Raw genomic sequence first — 17,039 nt, 5'->3', positions numbered from 1 at the left:
GTCATGAGCGCGCCATTCGTTCTGGCCGTTCCTTCCAAGGGCCGCCTTCAGGAAAACACCGAGGCCTTCTTCGCCCGCGCCGGGCTGAAGCTGTCGAAGGCGGGCGGCGCACGCGACTATCGCGGCACGCTCGCGGGCCTCGACAATGTCGAGGTGGCCTATCTCTCGGCGAGCGAGATCGCCTCGCAACTGTCCCGCGGCTCGGCGCATCTCGGCGTCACGGGCGAGGATCTGGTGCGCGAGACCATCGCGGACGCCGACAAGCGCGTCTCCCTGATCGAAGGCCTCGGCTTCGGCTATGCCGACGTCGTCGTCGCGGTGCCGCAGGCGTGGATCGACGTCCGCACCATGGCCGACCTCGACGACGTCACCACCGGCTTCCGCGAGCAGCATCACATGCGGATGCGGGTCGCGACCAAGTTCATCAACCTCACCCGCGCCTTCTTCCAGAATCAAGGCATCACCGATTACCGCATCGTCGAAAGCACGGGCGCAACCGAAGGCGCGCCGGCCGCCGGCAGCGCCGAGTTGATCGTCGACATCACCACGACCGGGGCGACCCTCGCCGCCAACGGATTGCGGGTGCTCGACGACGGCGTGATCCTGCGCAGCCAGGCCAATCTGGTCGCCTCAAGGGACGCCGATTGGTCGCCGCAGGCCCGGGAGACCGCGCGAATCATCCTCGATCACATCGCGGCGCGGGCGCGGGCCAACAAATACCGCGAAGTCCGCACCCGCTTCCGCCAGTGCGACGCGGCCATGCTCACCGAGGCTCACGAGCGCTTCGGCGTCGAAGCCCCGTTCGGCGGGCCGACCTCCTCGGGCATGCTCACGCTGCACTGCCCGCCGGGCCAGCTCTATGCACTCGCGAGCTTCCTGCGCGCGCATGGCGCCGAGACCGTCTCGGTGGTTTCGCTGGATTACGTGTTCGACCGGGACAACCCGCTGTTCGCCATGCTCGAGGCGTTCCTGCGGCAGTGAGCCCAAAGTTTGTTGAGCAATTCCGTTCAGCGTAGCGACAGCAAACGGCAGCTACCATATGCTGTCGAGATGACCTTGAACGCCTCTGGAACCTTGATCGATGACGTTGGGCTCTGACGTTTCCGGCATGACGACCACCGCGGCAAGCGCCGCCGTGAAGGGACTGTCGATTGTCGTCCCCGTCTACAACGAAGCGGCGGGCCTCGCCGCCTTGCACCAGCGCATTTGCGATCTCGCAAAGACCTTGCGGCAGCGCTATCGCTTGTCTTGCGAGGTCGTCTATGTCGACGACGGCAGCGCGGACGCGACGCTGTCGATCGCCCGCTCGCTGCCGGCCGACGCGGTCGACGTCCAGGTGGTGTCGTTGTCGCGGAATTTCGGCAAGGAGGCCGCGCTGATGGCCGGCCTCGACCATGCCCGGCTCGGCGCGGTGCTGTTCATGGATGGCGACGGCCAGCATCCGCCGTCGCTGGTCGAGCGACTGGTGCGGCACTGGATCGAGGACGGCTACGACGTCGTCTATACCGCCAAGGCGCATCGCGACAACGAGCCGTTCCTGCGTCGGCTCGCCGGGCGCGGCTTCTATGCGCTGATCAATTGGGGCGCGCGCCAGAAGATTCCCGAAGACGCCGGCGATTTCCGCCTGCTGTCGCCCCGCGCGGTCGCAGCACTGAGGCAGCTGCCGGAGCGCAACCGCTTCTTCAAGGGCCTCGCGAGCTGGATCGGCTTCCGCCAGATCCGCGTCGACTACGAGCCCGCGCCGCGCACCCATGGCGTGACAACCTTCAGCGCCGCGCGTCTGCTCGGTCTTTCGATCGAAGGCGTGACCTCGTTCTCGGTGGCGCCGCTGCGCTTCGCCAGCCTGCTTGGCGTGATCCTCGCCGGCGGAGCGTTCCTGTTCGGTCTGTCCATCCTCTGGGAGGTCTTGACCACCGGCAAGCAGGTGCCCGGCTATCCCTCACTCGTGATCGGCCTGATGACGATCGGCGGCGTGCAGCTCATCATGATCGGCATCGTCGGCGAATATATCGGCAAGATCCTGTCCGAGCTGAAGGCGCGCCCGATCTACTTCGTCGCCGAGCACAGTGAAAAGCATTTCGAGTCCGACAAGGCCCAGGACGCTTCAAGCCTGGACACCTCGAACAGGACGGCGGCCGAATGAGCGCGGCCGCGCCGCCGCGGCGGATCTGGCTCTGCGCCGACGATTACGGCATCAGCCCGGGCGTCAATCGCGCCATCCGCGACCTGATCGGACGCTGCCGTCTCAACGCCACCTCGGTGATGATGGTGGGACCTGTGGTCGAGCGCAGCGAGATCGAGGCGCTCCAGGCGGCGGCGCAAGCGAGCCCGCGCTGCGCGATCGGATTGCACGTGACATTGTCGGCTCCGTTCCGGCCGCTCACCATGCATTTCCGCCCGCTCGACGGCGACATGTTTCTCCCGTTTCCGAAGCTGCTGCGCGCGGGTCTTGCGCGAAGGCTCGACCGCGAGTTCTTTCGCAACGAGGTCAAGGCGCAGCTGGCAGCCTTCGCGAAAGCGTTCGGGCGCGCGCCTGACTTCGTCGACGGCCATCAGCATGTGCAGCTCTACCCGCAGGTGCGCGACGGCTTTGTCGATGCAGTTGCCGAAGCCGCGCCAAAAGCCTGGGTGCGCCAGGGCGGCCGCGACCTGCCGCTGATGCAGCGGCTGGCCTCACCGAAAGCCATGGTGCTCGATATCCTCAGCGCGCAATTCCGCCGCCGTGCCGGCCGCGCGGGCCTAAGCTACAATCCCGGCTTCGCCGGCGCCTATGATTTCACGCAGGCGGCCGATTTCGGTGCGCTGATGCGGCAATTCCTCGAAGGCCTGCCGGACGGGGGCCTCGTGATGTGCCATCCCGGCTTCGTCGACGACATCCTCACCGGGCTCGACCCGATGACGGATGTCCGCGAGCGCGAGCACGCCTATCTCGCCGGCGATGCCTTCGCGCGCCTGCTGACGGACAGCAGCGTCACGCTGGGGTGAAACCGGCCAAAGTCTGCGAGAAAGCCGCCCGCGAGGCAGCTTGTCGCATACCGAAATTTAATCCAGCCGGCACTGTTGGGGCCACATTGGAACCCTACATCTGCCTCGCGCTTGTTTTGCGCGAGGGAGACTGACCATGACGCCGCAGGAACGCCAGCTCGTCGACGAGCTTTTCGACCGGCTTTCGAAACTGGAAAATGCACCGCGCGATCCCGACGCGATCGCCGCGATCTCCGACGGCCTGCGCAAGGCGCCCGGCGCGATCTATGCGCTGGTGCAGACCGTGCTGTTGCAGGACGAGGCGCTGAAGCGTGCTCACAATCGCATCCAGGAGCTGGAGGCGGGGCAAGCGCCCGAGCAGGCGCAGTCCGGCGGCTTCCTGGACACCATGCGCGACACGCTGTTCGGCGGGGGTCCGTCGCGCGGCTCGGTTCCGAACGTACCGCCACGTGACTCGCGGCCGGTCTGGAACAGCGGCCAGGCGATGCAGCAGACCCAGCCCGGTTACGGCCAGCCGCCTTATGGGCAGGCTTACGGTCAAGGACCAAATCAGGGTCCAGGGCAAGGCTATGGCGCGCCGCCGGTCGGCGGTGGCGGCGGCTCGTTCCTCGGCACGGCGGCGGCAGCCGCGGCCGGCGTCGTCGGCGGCTCGCTGCTGCTGTCCAGCATCCGCGGCATGATGGGCGGATCGCATCAGCAGGCCTTCGGCGACACCAATGCCCTGGGCGACCGCAGCGCTGGTGGAAGTCCCTGGAGCGGCAGCGATCAGTCCGGCGGCTCACTCGCGCGCGATGCCGGCCTCGACGACATCGGCTCGAACCGCGACCGCGGTGATGCGTCCCGCCAGGGCTTCGCCGACCACGCTTCGAACGACGACCAGAATTACAACGATCAGAACGACAATGACGACAATGTCGACCTCGCCGACGACAGCGATTTCGGCGGCGGCGACGATGGCGGCAGCGATTACGCCTGACGCTATTTATCCTTGCTCCAAACGAGAACGGCCGCCGATGAGGCGGCCGTTTTTGGTTCCGAGCAATATGCGCCTACATCACCACGACCTTGGTGCCGACGTTGACGCGGCCATAGAGGTCGATGACGTCTTCGTTGCGCATGCGGATGCAGCCCGAGGAGACGTTGGTGCCGATGGTCCAGGGCTCGTTGGAGCCGTGGATACGGTAGAGCGTCGAACCGAGATACATCGCGCGCGCGCCGAGCGGATTTTCCGGGCCGCCTTCCATGTGCCTGGGCAGGTCGGGGCGGCGCGCGATCATTTCCGCCGGCGGGGTCCAGGCCGGCCATTCGCGCTTGGCCGTGATCGACTTCACGCCGGACCAGGTGAAGCCGGGACGCCCGACGCCGATGCCGTAGCGCATCGCCCGGCCGTTGCCCTCGACGAGGTAGAGGAATTTGTTCGGCGTATCGACCACGATCGTGCCTGCGCTTTCGTTGCCGCTATAGTCAACGAGTTGTTTCTCGAATCTCGGGTCGAACTGACGCTGCCGCGGATCGACCGCCTCCTGCTGGAGACCTGCGCCCTGCATCTGCGGCTCGCCCATCGGCGGCAGGCGGCGCTGGTCATAATAACCTGGCTGCTGCTGATACATCGGCTGCTGCGGAGCGTAGGCCGGACCGCGACCGGGCCCGTCGCCGAATATGAACTCGATGAAGCCGCCGCCCATGTTTGAATTGGAGGCGACCCGAACCGGCGCAGGCGGCATCTGCGGCTGGTAGAGCACCGCGGGCGGATCGTTCGGCACGCTATTGTCGAAAGCGCTGGCGCTGTTGGCGCCCGCAATGAAGGTGCAAGCGCTGCCAAGCAGCGCGACAGACATTTTCTTGAACATCGACGTACTCTGTACTGTTTCGTCTAGATCACATGCGCCGTGGCGAGGTGATGGCTGATCCGCTCCCGCGACGTGGTCAATAAAGAGCAAAAGCCGTTTTGTTTGGTAAACGGAAACGCCATTTCGATTCACCACGTCGTCGGCAGCGGTGCTATTTGGCGATCAGCGTTTATTTTCGATGAACGCCGCGCACGCATGGTTAATCGCCCGTTTGCAAGCCGTCGCGCACAACCGCACGACAGTTCCGGCTGTGAACTTCGTGTTAAATCGCTTCTGCCTACAAAGACGCGTGAGTGAGGTGGGGGGAGTTCTTGATGGCTATTCACCGCAAACGTTTTCGTGTCGAAGAGGCTATTGTCGGCGAGATGCCAAGCCCCGAAATGATTGAGGAGGCTGCGCCGATGCATAGCGAGATCATGGCCGAGTTGCGTGCGATCCGTGCACAGATGGCGAAGGGCACCGCGCCCTTGTCCGGCAGCGCCGCCATGGCCGCGATCGACGCCTCCACCGCCCACGAGCTCTCCGAAGCCCGTACCATGCTCGATACTTACCGGGCGCAGATCGAGCAGTGCGAGAAGCTGAAGGTCGAGCTCGACCTCATCCACGACGCCATCGACCGTACCAAGCGCGAGATCGCGACACTGCATGGCAAGAGCTTCGACGGCGGCGAAATGGCCAAGGTCAATGGCGAGCTCGGCGCAGTCGTCGGCGGCACCGAACAGGCGACCCAGCAGATCCTCGAAGCCGCCGAGTCGATCGACCAGGCGGCCAGCGCGATGGCCAAGGTGCAATCGGCCGATCAGCAGAAGCGGCTCGCCGACGATATCCAGGAACGCGTCATCTCGATCTTCGAAGCCTGCAACTTCCAGGACCTGACCGGCCAGCGCATCAGCAAGGTCATGACCACGATGAAGTTCATCGAGCAGCACATCAACTCCATGATGGAAATCTGGGGCGGCGTCGACGCGATCAAGTCCCACGTCGTGCCGCAGGTCGACACCCGCAGCGACGACGACAAGCTTCTCAACGGCCCGAAGCTCGCCGGCGACGTCGGCCACGCCTCGCAGGACGACATCGACGCGCTGTTCGACTGAGCGGACGCGACACTCTGAAAAACAAAACGCCGGCGCAAGCCGGCGTTTTTTTCGTCATTGCGAGCGAAGCGAAGCAATCCAGCCTGTGTCCGCGGAGGCAGCCTGGATTGCTTCGTCGCTTCGCTCCTCGCAATGACGAGTTGGCTAGGCCGGCGCTCTGATCACGCCCTCGGCGCGCAGCGGACGTAGACCATGTTGCCGTAGCGGGTGGCGGCGTCCTTGTCGATGAAGCGGGTGATGAGAACGCGACCGTCGAAGGAGACGATCTCGCGGTCCTGGTCGCCGGGCGTCGGACCCGCCGGCCCGATATAGTTCTTGCCGCTGGGCGAACCCTTCAGCCGCAGCTCCTGCGGTGTTGCCTGGTCCGCCAGATGCATGATCACGCCGCCGGAGGAGCCGGCGGTGATCACGTAAGGATTTTTGCATTGGGCCCGGGCGGCAGCCTCGGTGCGGGCTCGGTCGGCCGGGTTCTGGAACGAGGCGAGGCCCCAGCGCCCGACGATCTCGTCGGCGCGGATCGACGCGGGCATTTCCGGGCCGGTGCCGGGCTCGGCCTCGGGCGGCGGTGAGGACGAAGAAAAGGACGGCAGGCTCATGCCGCCGCCGCAGGCACCAAGCAGCAGCGCCAGGCAAGAAGCCGCCGCCAGATTGGCGACCGTGCGCGCGTGAGCTGAACTGATCATGGCATTCCCCCGGACAAAACCATGGCCGCACCCCTTACGCAGCCAAGCGCAAAACCGCTGCCGGAGCAATGACGTCCTTTAATACGCCGGCGCCCCGAACAAGTTTCCAATGTCACCATCCTATATCCGTCTCACCAATCGCTTAACCACCTTTGCTTGACAGGATCGCGGCCAAGCCATATTCCCGGACGCACCATTAGCACTCTGAAAGATGGATTGCTAACGCGCGCCGATCGATCCTCGGGGAGGGTGGACGGAAGCGCCGCCCGCCCACTGCCTCTCCTTCCGAAGCGAGCCTCCAAAGGGAAACGTCATGACTAAATCCAAATTTCGTCCGCTGCATGACCGTGTCGTGGTCAAACGTATCGACGCCGAGTCAAAGACCAAGGGCGGCATCATCATTCCGGACACGGCCAAGGAAAAGCCGTCCCAGGGCGAAGTCGTCGCCGTCGGCCCCGGTGGCCGCGACGAGGCCGGCAAGCTGATCCCGATCGACCTCAAGGTCGGCGACCGTGTGCTGTTTGGCAAGTGGTCGGGCACCGAGGTCAAGATCGACAACGATGAGCTCCTGATCATGAAGGAGTCGGACATCATGGGCGTGATGGCCTAAGGCCAGACGCCTGAACGGCCGCTGAATGCATGCCCGGGTCACTCGATCCGGGCATGCATCATTCCGCCGGGTTCGATCGCGGACCCCGGGATGAGGCGACCCAATAAGCAAGACACATCACGAAAGAAGAGGAATTGCAGACCATGGCTGCCAAAGACGTCAAGTTTTCCGGAGACGCGCGCGATCGCATGCTGCGCGGCGTCGATATTCTCGCCAACGCCGTCAAGGTGACGCTCGGCCCGAAGGGCCGCAACGTGCTCATCGAGAAGTCGTTCGGCGCGCCCCGCATCACCAAGGACGGCGTCACCGTCGCCAAGGAGATCGAGCTCGAGGACAAGTTCGAGAACATGGGCGCCCAGATGGTGCGTGAGGTCGCCTCCAAGACCAACGACCTCGCCGGCGACGGCACCACCACCGCGACCGTGCTGGCCCAGTCCATCGTGCGCGAAGGCGCCAAGTCGGTTGCCGCCGGCATGAACCCGATGGACCTCAAGCGCGGCATCGACATCGCGGTCGCGGCCGTCGTCAAGGACATCGAGAAGCGCGCCAAGCCGGTCGCCGCCTCCTCCGAGGTCGCTCAGGTCGGCACCATCTCGGCCAACGGCGATGCCGCCATCGGCAAGATGATCGCGCAGGCGATGCAGAAGGTCGGCAACGAGGGCGTCATCACCGTCGAGGAGAACAAGTCGCTCGACACCGAGGTGGACATCGTCGAGGGCATGAAGTTCGACCGCGGCTATCTCAGCCCCTACTTCGTCACCAACCCCGAGAAGATGACGGCCGAGCTCGAGGACGCCTACATCCTCCTGCACGAGAAGAAGCTGTCCGGCCTGCAGGCCATGCTGCCGGTGCTTGAAGCCGTGGTGCAGTCGGGCAAGCCGCTCGTCATCATCGCTGAAGACGTCGAGGGCGAGGCGCTGGCCACCCTGGTCGTCAACCGCCTCCGTGGCGGCCTGAAGGTCGCCGCCGTCAAGGCGCCGGGCTTCGGCGACCGCCGCAAGGCCATGCTCGAGGACCTCGCGATCCTCACCGGCGGCCAGCTGATCTCCGAAGACCTCGGCATGAAGCTCGAGAACGTCACGGTGAAGATGCTTGGGCGCGCGGGCAAGGTGGTGATCGACAAGGAGAACACCACGATTGTCAAGGGCGCCGGCAAGAAGCCGGAGATCGAGGCCCGCGTCGGCCAGATCAAGGCCCAGATCGAGGAGACCACCTCGGACTACGATCGTGAGAAGCTCCAGGAGCGGCTCGCCAAGCTCGCAGGCGGCGTCGCGGTAATCCGCGTCGGCGGCGCCACCGAGATCGAGGTCAAGGAGAAGAAGGACCGCGTCGAGGACGCGCTCAACGCCACCCGCGCCGCGGTGCAGGAAGGCATCGTCCCCGGCGGCGGCGTCGCGCTGCTCCGCGCCAAGAAGGCGGTTGGCCGTCTGACCAACGCCAATGCCGACGTCCAGGCCGGCATCAACATCGTGCTGAAGGCGCTGGAAGCCCCGATCCGCCAGATCTCCGAGAACGCGGGCGTGGAAGGCTCGATCGTCGTCGGCAAGATCCTGGAGAACAAATCGGAGACCTTCGGCTTCGACGCCCAGACCGAGGAGTATGTCGACATGGTCGAGAAGGGCATCATCGACCCCGCCAAGGTGGTGCGCACCGCGCTCCAGGACGCCGCGTCGATCGCCGGCCTGCTGGTGACCACCGAGGCCATGGTCGCGGAGTCACCGAAGAAGGAAGCCGCCCCCGGCATGCCGGCCGGTGGCGGCATGGGCGGCTTCTAAGCCCATCCGCGCCTGACAGTAGTTGCGAAGGCCGCCTCCGGGCGGCCTTCTTTTTTGCCGATCATGGCCCGAGCTTTCCAATTCAACCGGCGGCCAAAACCCACTACGGTGACGCCCGATTCGAATTGTTTGGGCATGATCTCATCGGAAAACCGCTGCACACTTTTCCGGATCATGCCCCATTGCCCCGGGGATTTCGTCGATGCGCCCGCTTCTGTTTTGCTCCACGGCCGTTCTGGCGGCTCTGCTTGCAGTTTCGCCTGAGGTCGCATCGGCCCAGATGAAGCTGGCGCCCAAGGCCACGGCGTCGGGCGGCGCCGAGACGCGCTATTTCACCTCGATCGACGGGCTGATGGACGGCAATGCCGACGTGATCCTGAAGGAGACACGCCAGGGCAAGACCGTCACCGCGGCCGTGCTCGACGTCTGTTATCCCGTCGCGAAGAATTCCGACCGCAAGGACCGCTTCATCGTCAATCTCCAGGTCGCGGGCCAGAACCTGACGGGTACGACTCAGAGCCTCGGCGCGAAGGCGCCGGTCACCGTCAAGCTGCTGCGCAAACAGGCCGGAGACACGTTCGAATTCCGCGGCCAGATCAGCATTGGCCAGGCCGTCACCGAGGTCACCTCGCCCGACAATTCCGATCTCAGCGAGAAGGAATTCCTCGACAACCAGACCTCCGACGACGGCATCACGCCGCAGCCGAAGGATTTCACCGACGTCTCACCGGAAGCGATCGCGGTCAAGGTCAAGGTGGATGCCGCGACCGAGTTCCTGAAGAGCCTGAAGGGCCAGGACGTCGAGGTGACGCTGGCGAGCCTCACCGTCGGCTGCGACGCGCTGCGCGCGGGCGAGCAGACCATCAACATGTCGGTCGATCCGGAGCGCGCCGGCACGCTGCTGGCAAAATTCAAGGCGATGCCCGGTGTCACTGCCGCGGGCTGGACCGCGGGCATGATCGAGATGGACCGCACCATCCGCATTCCCGCCGCCGACTGGCGCGACGGCGACAAGATCAACCGCGACAAGCTCGCGGCCGCGGTGGCTGGCGTGCTGAGCAGGACGCTCGCGGCAAAGCCGGTCTCGCAGAGCTTCAACCCGGCGACCGGCAAGCTCAAGCTGGTGTTCAAGCGGCCGAACCTGGATTTTCCCGCGCTCGAGCTCACCGACACGATCGAGGTTGCGGGTCTCGTCTCGCCCGACAAGCCCGGCACGACCGACAAGCTCATGCTCTGGGTCGGGAGTCCCGCGACCACGACCACTGACGAGAGCAGCGGCGCCAAGCTCAATCTCTCGGACGAAGCGACCGCCGACGAGGAAGGCGATCAGCCCGATGACAACGGTTCGGTCGAGGCGCTCGCCAAGGAACTGAAAGGCCAGCGCTGGGACGCCGACAAGTCGGTGTGGAAGTGACGTAACCCGCACATCAACTCTCGGTCGTCGCCCCGCTTGACCGGGCGACCCAGTACTCCGAGACGATTTTGATGCATCGAGAAGCTGCGGCGTACTGGATTCCCCGCTTGCCGCCTACGCTAAAGCTTCGGCGCCCCTGGACCTCAACCCCGGCGAAGCCTTGGCGTAGCCGGGTCGCGGGGAATGACAGCGGTGGCTAATTGCCGTTGACGCGGAAGCGCAGCGGCTTGGGGCCGACGAGCGTGAGCACGTCGCCCTGGCGCTTCCAGGTCTCGACGCTGCCGAGGGCCGCAACGAGATCGTCGTCGGCCTGCGCTCGCGCCGGCGGGCAGGAGCGGTCCTGGATCTGGCCGGGGACGAAGATCACGGTGTTGCCGGCAACCGAGAATTGGCCCTTGCCGCCCTTGCACCAGAGCTCCAGCACGACCTCGCCATTGTCGCCGATCTCGATGTTCGGAATCCGCTTCGAGCCCGGCTGCGGCAGCGCCTCCAGCGTCATCTCGGTGCCGAACGGAAAACCGTCCTCCGCACGCGCAAGCGTGGACATCGCGAGCATTGCAACCGCCGCACACACCGTCTGCCTGAACGAAACCATGAGACCTCTCGACCGACTTGATTTGCGGCACCTTCTATAAGACAGCGGCGCCGTTGAGAAGGTTCGCCCGTGCGCCACGCGAAAATCCCCGCGAGGACCAACCTCGCGGGGATTTGGGTTGAAGCGGGGCGTGGCCTGCTACTTCAGCACCATCGCCGTGAACGGCCAGACATAGGCCTGCAACGTCACGAACACGCCGACCAACGAGGCCAGCACGATCGAGTGCCAGAACACGAAGCGCAGGATCGTGCCTTCGTGCCCGTACCAATTCGTCGCGGTGGACGCGACCACGATCGACTGGGCGTCGATCATCTTGCCCATCACGCCGCCGGACGAGTTCGCCGCAGCCATCAGGATCGGCGACAGACCAAGCTGCTCGGAGGTGATCTTCTGAAGATTTCCGAACAGAACGTTGGAAGCGGTATCCGATCCCGTTAGCGCCACGCCCAACCAGCCGAGCAGTGTGCCGAAGAAGGGATAGAGCACGCCTGTTGCAGCAAAGGCGAGGCCGAGCGTCGCGTCCACGCCGGAGAGCCGCGTTAGCGTGCCGATCGCAAGCATCGCCGAGATCGTGATCAGCGAGATCGCGCAAAGCCGGATGGTGCGCCCGTATTCCGTCAAGAGCCGGCCAGGACCGACGCCCATCAGGAAGCCTGAGATGATCGCCGCAATCAGCATGCCCGTGCCGGTGAACGAGAGATAGGTGAAGCCGAACACCGCGCTCTCTTTCGTCGGCCCCGGCGCGACCGGCGGCATCTTGTTGATCATCTGATGCAGCTCGGGAACGGGGTAGTTCCAGGTAAAGATCGAGTTCGCCCAAGTCTTGAATCCACCATTGCCCCAGATCAGCATCACGATACAGACGATGATCCACGGCAGCAGCGCGCTGAACAGCTCGCTCTGCGTCAGCGGCGTCTTGTCCATCGGTTTTGCGGCGGCCATGGTGGCGGCCGATTCATCGCGGCCGCGCAGCGCAGGGGACAGCCAGAGCTGCCTCGGCTGCCAGACCTTCAGGAACAGGATCAGCGCGCCCATCGAGATCAGCGATGCGCCGATGTCGACGATCCAGGGATTGATGAAGTTCGAGATCACGAATTGCGGGACCGCGAATGACACGCCGGTGACCAGGATCGCCGGCCAGACATCCTTCATGCCCTTCCAGCCCGCGAACGCCCACACCACCCAGAACGGCACGATCAGCGAGAAGAACGGCAATTGCCGGCCGACCATCGCGCCGAGGATGTAGGGATCAAGCCCGGTGACCGAGGCAAGGCCCTGGATCGGCGTGCCCAGCGCCCCATAGGCGACCGGCGCGGTGTTGGCGATCAGCGACAGGCCGCTTGCTGCAAGCGGCGAGAAGCCGAGGCCGATCAGGACGGCGCCCGTGATCGCGACCGGCGTGCCGAAGCCCGAGGCACCTTCGAAGAAGGCGCCGAACGAGAATGCTATCAGCAGCAATTGCAGCCGCCGGTCCTCGGTGACGCCGCCGACCGCGCGCTTGAGCAATTCGAAGCGTCCGGTGCTCACCGTCACTTGGTAGAGGAAGATGACGTTGAGAACGATCCAGCCGATCGGGAAGAACCCGGTGACGATGCCCAGCACCGAGGCGCGGATCGACATGTTCGCGGGCATGGTGAAGACGAAGATCGTGATCAAATTGGCCACGATCACGGCGATGACCGCCGCGATATGAGCCTGGACGCGGCCGCTCGCGATCAGGACCAGCAATGTGACGACAGGGACTGCCGCCGCGATCGTCGACAGCACGGGGCTGTGCAACGGGTCATAAACTTGATTCCACATGGTCTTCCTCCCCCACGCATGTGTGCTGCAGGCGGCCCGCGTGGACAGCCGATCCTGCTTGGCGTTGAAGCGATAACCCCCGAGCCAGACGCGAATTCCTCGCGAATGCAGCGGTTCCCGTCCGCTCACAAGCTCGCGAAATCCCGAAGGCCCCCGCCCCGCGCCGTTGAGCCCATGCTAGGGTTGCAAGCTGCGACAAGCCAACGCAAATTGCAGGCCTTGCGACTTTAGTCTAAGCGCGCCGATTTCCGCCGTCGTCCCAAGTCTTTGGCCCCTGGCAGTTGTGCACATCCCCTCAGGAGACTCAGCTCTGTGAAGAACATCAGCGCCACGCTCGCGATCGTCTGGCGAATCGCCGCCCCATATTTCCGGTCGGAGGACAAATGGGCCGGCCGCGGTCTGCTGGCCGCTGTCATCGCGATGGAGCTGGCGCTGGTCGCGATCGACGTCCTGGTCAATCAATGGCAGAACCGGTTCTACAGCTCACTGCAGGCAAGTGACTGGGATAGTTTCGTCAGGGAGATCTGGATCTTCATTGGCCTCGCCTCCGCCTTCATCGCGCTGGCGGTCTACAAGCTGTACCTGAATCAGTGGCTCCAGATCCGCTGGCGGCAATGGCTGACCCGGCACTATCTGGGCGAATGGCTGCAAGGCGCCACCCACTACCGCATGCAGCTCAAGGGCGATGCGGCCGACAACCCGGACCAGCGCATCACCGAGGACGTCAAGAACTTCGTCGAGCAGACCCTGACTATCGGGCTCGGCCTGCTCTCGTCGATCGTGACGCTGTTCTCGTTCGTGATCATCCTCTGGGGGCTTTCCAACGCTGCGCCGTTGCACCTGTTCGGCGCCGATCTCATGATCCCCGGCTATCTGTGCTGGGGCGCGCTGGTCTACGCGATCTTCGGCACTGCGTTGACGCACTGGATCGGCGCTCCGCTGGTCAATCTCAATTTCGAGCAGCAGCGCTTCGAGGCCGACTTCCGCTTCAACCTCGTCCGCGTTCGCGAGAATTCCGAGCAGATCGCGCTACTCAAGGGCGAAGGCGCCGAGCGCGGCCGGCTGCTGGAGCGCTTCGGCTTCGTGATTGGTAATTGGTACGCCATCATGAGCCGCACCAAGCGCCTCACCGCGTTCACCGCGAGCTATCAGCAGGCCGCCGTGATCTTTCCCTACGTGCTGGTGGCGCCGGCCTTCTTCGCCAAGAAGATCCAGCTTGGCGACATGATGCAGACCGCCTCCGCCTTCTCGAGCGTACAAGGCGCACTGTCCTTCTTCGTCACGGCGTACCGGTCGCTGGCGGAATGGCGCTCGATCGTCGCGCGCCTCGACGGCTTCGAGATGTCGGTCGATGCGGCCGCGAATTTGCCGCCGCACGAGCCTGCGATTGCCCTCAAGGTCGCCGGCGGCAATCGCAATATCGCCCTCGAACAGCTCTGCGTGAACCTGCCGAGCGGCACGCCGCTGGTCGCCGCCGACGCCTTCTCCGTCCAGACGCCGGAGCGCGTGCTGGTGACCGGACCGTCGGGCTCCGGCAAGTCGACGCTATTCCGGGCCATCGCCGGCATCTGGCCGTTCGGCACCGGCAGCATCTTCGTCCCGGAAAAGGCGAAGCTGATGATGCTGCCCCAGCGTCCCTATTTCCCGGTCGGTGTGCTGCGCGACGCGGTGGTTTATCCGGCCGCGCCGGGCGCATTCGAAACCTCCCGTGTCAGGGACGCGCTGATCGCCGTGGGGCTGCCCGACCTCGCCGAACGGCTCGAGGAGGACGGTCATTGGAACCGGATGCTGTCGCTGGGCGAGCAGCAGCGCCTCGGGCTCGCCCGCGCGCTGCTGCACGCCCCGGACTACCTGTTCCTGGATGAGGCCACGGCCTCGCTGGACGAACCGTCCGAGGCCCGCCTGTACCGGCTGCTGGCGGAGAAGCTGCCGCAGGCCACCCTCGTCTCCATCGGCCACCGCTCGACGCTGGAAGCCTTCCATACCCGCAAGGTGACGATGGTGAAGCACGGCGCGATCCACGTCCTCGGTGACGGTGGTGTGCCGGTCGAGAAGGAGCCCAGCGCGGCACGCTGAGACGGCTCGACCGAGCCCTGAGGCTATTATGGCCCTTCGTTGCGGCCCTCCTTCGAGACGCCCGCCTTTGGCGGGCCCTCAGGATGAGGTCTGTCCTCGCGGTGAAATCTTTGACCCCTCATGGTGAGGAGCCCGCCGGAGGCGGGCGTCTCGAACCATGCAGGGCCCCGGCCCGGCGCCCCAAAGTCCCAAAGCAAAAGGGCGGCAGGTTTGCCCTGCCGCCCTTCATAAAGTCGCTTCGGGAAGAAGCTTACTTCAGGTTGCTCATCGCCGTCAGGTCGAACGACAGCTTGGCAATGCCGGCCGCGCCGCACCAGTTGGAGCCAGCGCCGCCCGGATTGATCGCGGTGACGTTGGCGGTACCGGTGGCGTTGAAGGCGCTGGTGAAGGCGTTGCAATCACCCTTGTTCAGGTCGGTGTCGGAGTAACGCAGGTCCAGCGTGAACACCTTGTAGGTGAAGCCGATGCCGATGTTCCAGGTGTTGTAGTCCTTGTACGGGATACCGTTGGCGAAAACGGTGCCCACGCCGGTGCCGTAGAAGGCGTCCGAAGTACCGAACCACTGCCGGCCGAACTCACCCGACACGTACATGCCCATGCCGGAGGGACCGAAGGCCGTGCTGGGCGCCGTGTACTTGGCGGTCAACGAAGCGTAGTTGCCCCAGGCACCCGAGTTCAGGAAGTTCGGCGAGTAGTACTCGGTCGCGCCGACCGTGAAGCTGTCGTTGATGGTGTAGTTCACCTTGCCGTAGACTTCGACGAAGCTGACGTCCTTCTTCATGACGTTGCCGTCGGCGAGGAAGATCGTGGTCGTGCTGACGCCGCAGACGTTGCCGCCGGGAATGCCGCCGGTGAGCACGTTGTCGGCGCAGCTGCCGCCCGGATACAGGTAGCCCCAGACACCGATGTCGAAGGCGAAGGCGCCGAAGGTCGGGCGGATACCGCCGTAGATATCGACTTCAGCAGCGGCGCGATTGGCGAAGGAGATGCTCTCCGCGGACACGCCGACGTAGAGCTGGAGGTCCTTGTTGACGTTGTAGCGCGGCTCGAAATAGGCCGCGACCGACGGCTTGTGGTTCGACTGCGTGACGCCGCGGAAGATGTAGTCGCTCATGATGGCGCCGCCGAAGGCGATATCCCAGGGGTCAAACGCGACGACCGGCGGGGCCTTCAGCGCCTTCACTCGCATGTCTGCCGCGAAAGCCGAGCCCGTCACCATTGCCAGCGCCGTTGCCAACAAAGCCACTTTTTTCATTTCGATCCCCATCACCAGTTCTAAGACCCCAGCCGATCCCGGAAGCCCCCGGAACGCTCGACCTGATTGAAAATTTCGTAACTGCGGCAATTTGGATGGAGTGACGTAAACCGTGAAGCAAAAAACACGGGCATCTGCCGACTTTTTGGGCGTTCTGACGATTCTACGGAAGGTTGTCAGCCTGTGTGTCTTCTTGATCACATTATTTGCATGCCAAAGTGCACTGGGGGGCCCGGGTTAGTACGGGCCCCGCGGTACCGTGCTGCCCGCGCCACGAATCAGGCTGCTTCCGGACAAGACCATCCCGCGCGCGCCGTCGCGCCGATGCAAAAAGGCCGCAGCATCGCTGCGGCCTTCCTGTTGTCGATCATGGTCGTCGGATTGGATCCAGCGCTTTGCCTAACCTTGGGCCTAACCTTGTCCTTCGGCCGGCGTCGTGTCCGCAGAAGACGAAGGCATCGCCCAGCTTGTCTCGGCGGCGGGCTCGGGAGCCGGAGCTGCCGGTGTTGACGGCTTCGGCGCGGGAGCTGCCTTCGCCTTCTTCGGCGCCGCTTTCTTCGCAGCCTTCTTGGCGGCCTTCTTAGGGGCAGCCTGCTTAGCGGCCTTCTTGGCCGACTTCCTGGCGGCCTTCTTTGGCGCGGCCTTCGCAGATTTCTTTGTGGCCTTCTTGGCAGACTTCTTCGCGGATTTTTTGGCTGCCTTCTTTGAGGTCTTCTTCGCCGCTACTGCCTTCTTGGCCTTTTTGGCCTTCTTGCTTTTCTTCTTCTTCGCTTTCGCCATCGTGGTCCTCCTGTTGCCGCCGAACAATGGTCGATCGGGCGTCTTCAGCCGTCACCTCCGGACGAAAGCTCAGCCTTCGAAAGCTCGGCCTTCGAAAGCTCGGCCTTCGAAAGCTCGGC

Annotated in this window: 15 protein-coding genes and 1 pseudogene; 9 read left to right on the top strand and 7 right to left on the bottom strand. The window is 64.5% G+C overall.

What is annotated here, in order from left to right; all coding sequences use genetic code 11:
• Positions 1–3: 3 nt before the first annotated feature.
• The 4 genes from hisG to AC0L27_RS09870 all read left to right on the top strand — a co-directional run bounded on the left by hisG (position 4) and on the right by AC0L27_RS09870 (position 3,961).
• Complete coding sequence (hisG, locus tag AC0L27_RS09885; RefSeq protein ID WP_354208254.1) at positions 4–981, top strand: ATP phosphoribosyltransferase; 978 nt, start codon at positions 4–6, stop codon at positions 979–981.
• A gap of 100 nt (positions 982–1,081) precedes the next feature.
• Entirely contained in the window at positions 1,082–2,143 is a 1,062-nt protein-coding gene (locus tag AC0L27_RS09880) for a glycosyltransferase family 2 protein (protein WP_354208256.1), read from the top strand.
• Positions 2,140–2,985: a ChbG/HpnK family deacetylase gene (locus AC0L27_RS09875; RefSeq protein ID WP_354208258.1), complete on the top strand. Its 846-nt coding sequence runs from the start codon at positions 2,140–2,142 to the stop codon at positions 2,983–2,985. The genes AC0L27_RS09880 and AC0L27_RS09875 overlap by 4 nt, the downstream gene beginning before the upstream one ends.
• Before the next feature lie 136 nt (positions 2,986–3,121).
• Positions 3,122–3,961 carry a DUF2076 domain-containing protein gene (locus AC0L27_RS09870; protein WP_354208260.1) on the top strand — a complete coding sequence of 280 codons (840 nt, stop codon included), beginning with the start codon at positions 3,122–3,124 and terminating at the stop codon, positions 3,959–3,961.
• A 73-nt stretch (positions 3,962–4,034) separates the two neighbouring features.
• On the opposite strand, the gene AC0L27_RS09865 is transcribed toward AC0L27_RS09870, so the two are convergent.
• The gene (locus AC0L27_RS09865; RefSeq protein WP_354208262.1) at positions 4,035–4,835 is read right to left on the bottom strand and encodes a L,D-transpeptidase; all 801 of its coding nucleotides are present in this window, start codon (positions 4,833–4,835) and stop codon (positions 4,035–4,037) included.
• A gap of 314 nt (positions 4,836–5,149) precedes the next feature.
• Between AC0L27_RS09865 and AC0L27_RS09860 the strand changes: the two genes are divergently transcribed.
• The gene (locus tag AC0L27_RS09860; protein WP_275172386.1) at positions 5,150–5,929 is read left to right on the top strand and encodes a protein phosphatase CheZ; all 780 of its coding nucleotides are present in this window, start codon (positions 5,150–5,152) and stop codon (positions 5,927–5,929) included.
• Positions 5,930–6,090: 161 nt separating this feature from the next.
• On the opposite strand, the gene AC0L27_RS09855 is transcribed toward AC0L27_RS09860, so the two are convergent.
• Positions 6,091–6,612, bottom strand: coding sequence for a hypothetical protein (locus AC0L27_RS09855; protein ID WP_018453434.1), 522 nt, complete (start codon positions 6,610–6,612; stop codon positions 6,091–6,093).
• Between the two features lie 313 nt (positions 6,613–6,925).
• Here AC0L27_RS09855 and AC0L27_RS09850 point away from each other — a divergent pair, with 313 nt between their 5' ends.
• The 3 genes from AC0L27_RS09850 (at position 6,926) to AC0L27_RS09840 (ending at position 10,411) form a co-directional block, all read left to right on the top strand.
• Complete coding sequence (locus tag AC0L27_RS09850) at positions 6,926–7,222, top strand: co-chaperone GroES (protein ID WP_007596954.1); 297 nt, start codon at positions 6,926–6,928, stop codon at positions 7,220–7,222.
• A gap of 143 nt (positions 7,223–7,365) precedes the next feature.
• Positions 7,366–8,997: a chaperonin GroEL gene (gene groL / locus AC0L27_RS09845; protein WP_354061446.1), complete on the top strand. Its 1,632-nt coding sequence runs from the start codon at positions 7,366–7,368 to the stop codon at positions 8,995–8,997.
• Positions 8,998–9,199: 202 nt separating this feature from the next.
• Entirely contained in the window at positions 9,200–10,411 is a 1,212-nt protein-coding gene (locus AC0L27_RS09840; RefSeq protein WP_354208264.1) for a hypothetical protein, read from the top strand.
• Between the two features lie 196 nt (positions 10,412–10,607).
• Here AC0L27_RS09840 and AC0L27_RS09835 read toward each other — a convergent pair whose 3' ends face one another.
• Entirely contained in the window at positions 10,608–11,006 is a 399-nt protein-coding gene (locus AC0L27_RS09835) for an META domain-containing protein (RefSeq protein ID WP_007614988.1), read from the bottom strand.
• Between the two features lie 138 nt (positions 11,007–11,144).
• Positions 11,145–12,809 (bottom strand): L-lactate permease, encoded by a 1,665-nt coding sequence (locus AC0L27_RS09830; protein ID WP_275172381.1) that lies wholly within the window; start codon positions 12,807–12,809, stop codon positions 11,145–11,147.
• Between the two features lie 312 nt (positions 12,810–13,121).
• On the opposite strand from AC0L27_RS09830, the gene AC0L27_RS09825 reads away from it, so the two are divergent.
• Positions 13,122–14,885 (top strand): ABC transporter ATP-binding protein/permease, encoded by a 1,764-nt coding sequence (locus AC0L27_RS09825; protein ID WP_275172380.1) that lies wholly within the window; start codon positions 13,122–13,124, stop codon positions 14,883–14,885.
• A gap of 250 nt (positions 14,886–15,135) precedes the next feature.
• On the opposite strand, the gene AC0L27_RS09820 is transcribed toward AC0L27_RS09825, so the two are convergent.
• The 3 genes and pseudogenes from AC0L27_RS09820 to AC0L27_RS09810 all read right to left on the bottom strand — a co-directional run.
• Positions 15,136–16,140 carry a TorF family putative porin gene (locus tag AC0L27_RS09820; protein ID WP_473318801.1) on the bottom strand — a complete coding sequence of 335 codons (1,005 nt, stop codon included), beginning with the start codon at positions 16,138–16,140 and terminating at the stop codon, positions 15,136–15,138.
• Positions 16,141–16,551: 411 nt separating this feature from the next.
• Entirely contained in the window at positions 16,552–16,920 is a 369-nt protein-coding gene (locus AC0L27_RS09815) for a histone (RefSeq protein ID WP_354208364.1), read from the bottom strand.
• Between the two features lie 44 nt (positions 16,921–16,964).
• Positions 16,965–17,021, bottom strand: a pseudogene (locus AC0L27_RS09810) (hypothetical protein); the annotation flags it as partial.
• Between the last annotated feature and the right edge of the window lie 18 nt (positions 17,022–17,039).

The organism is Bradyrhizobium sp. Ken51 (assembly GCF_055807435.1).
Note: the sequence above shows the minus strand (reverse complement) of the source record. Positions and strands in the feature narration are given on the sequence as shown.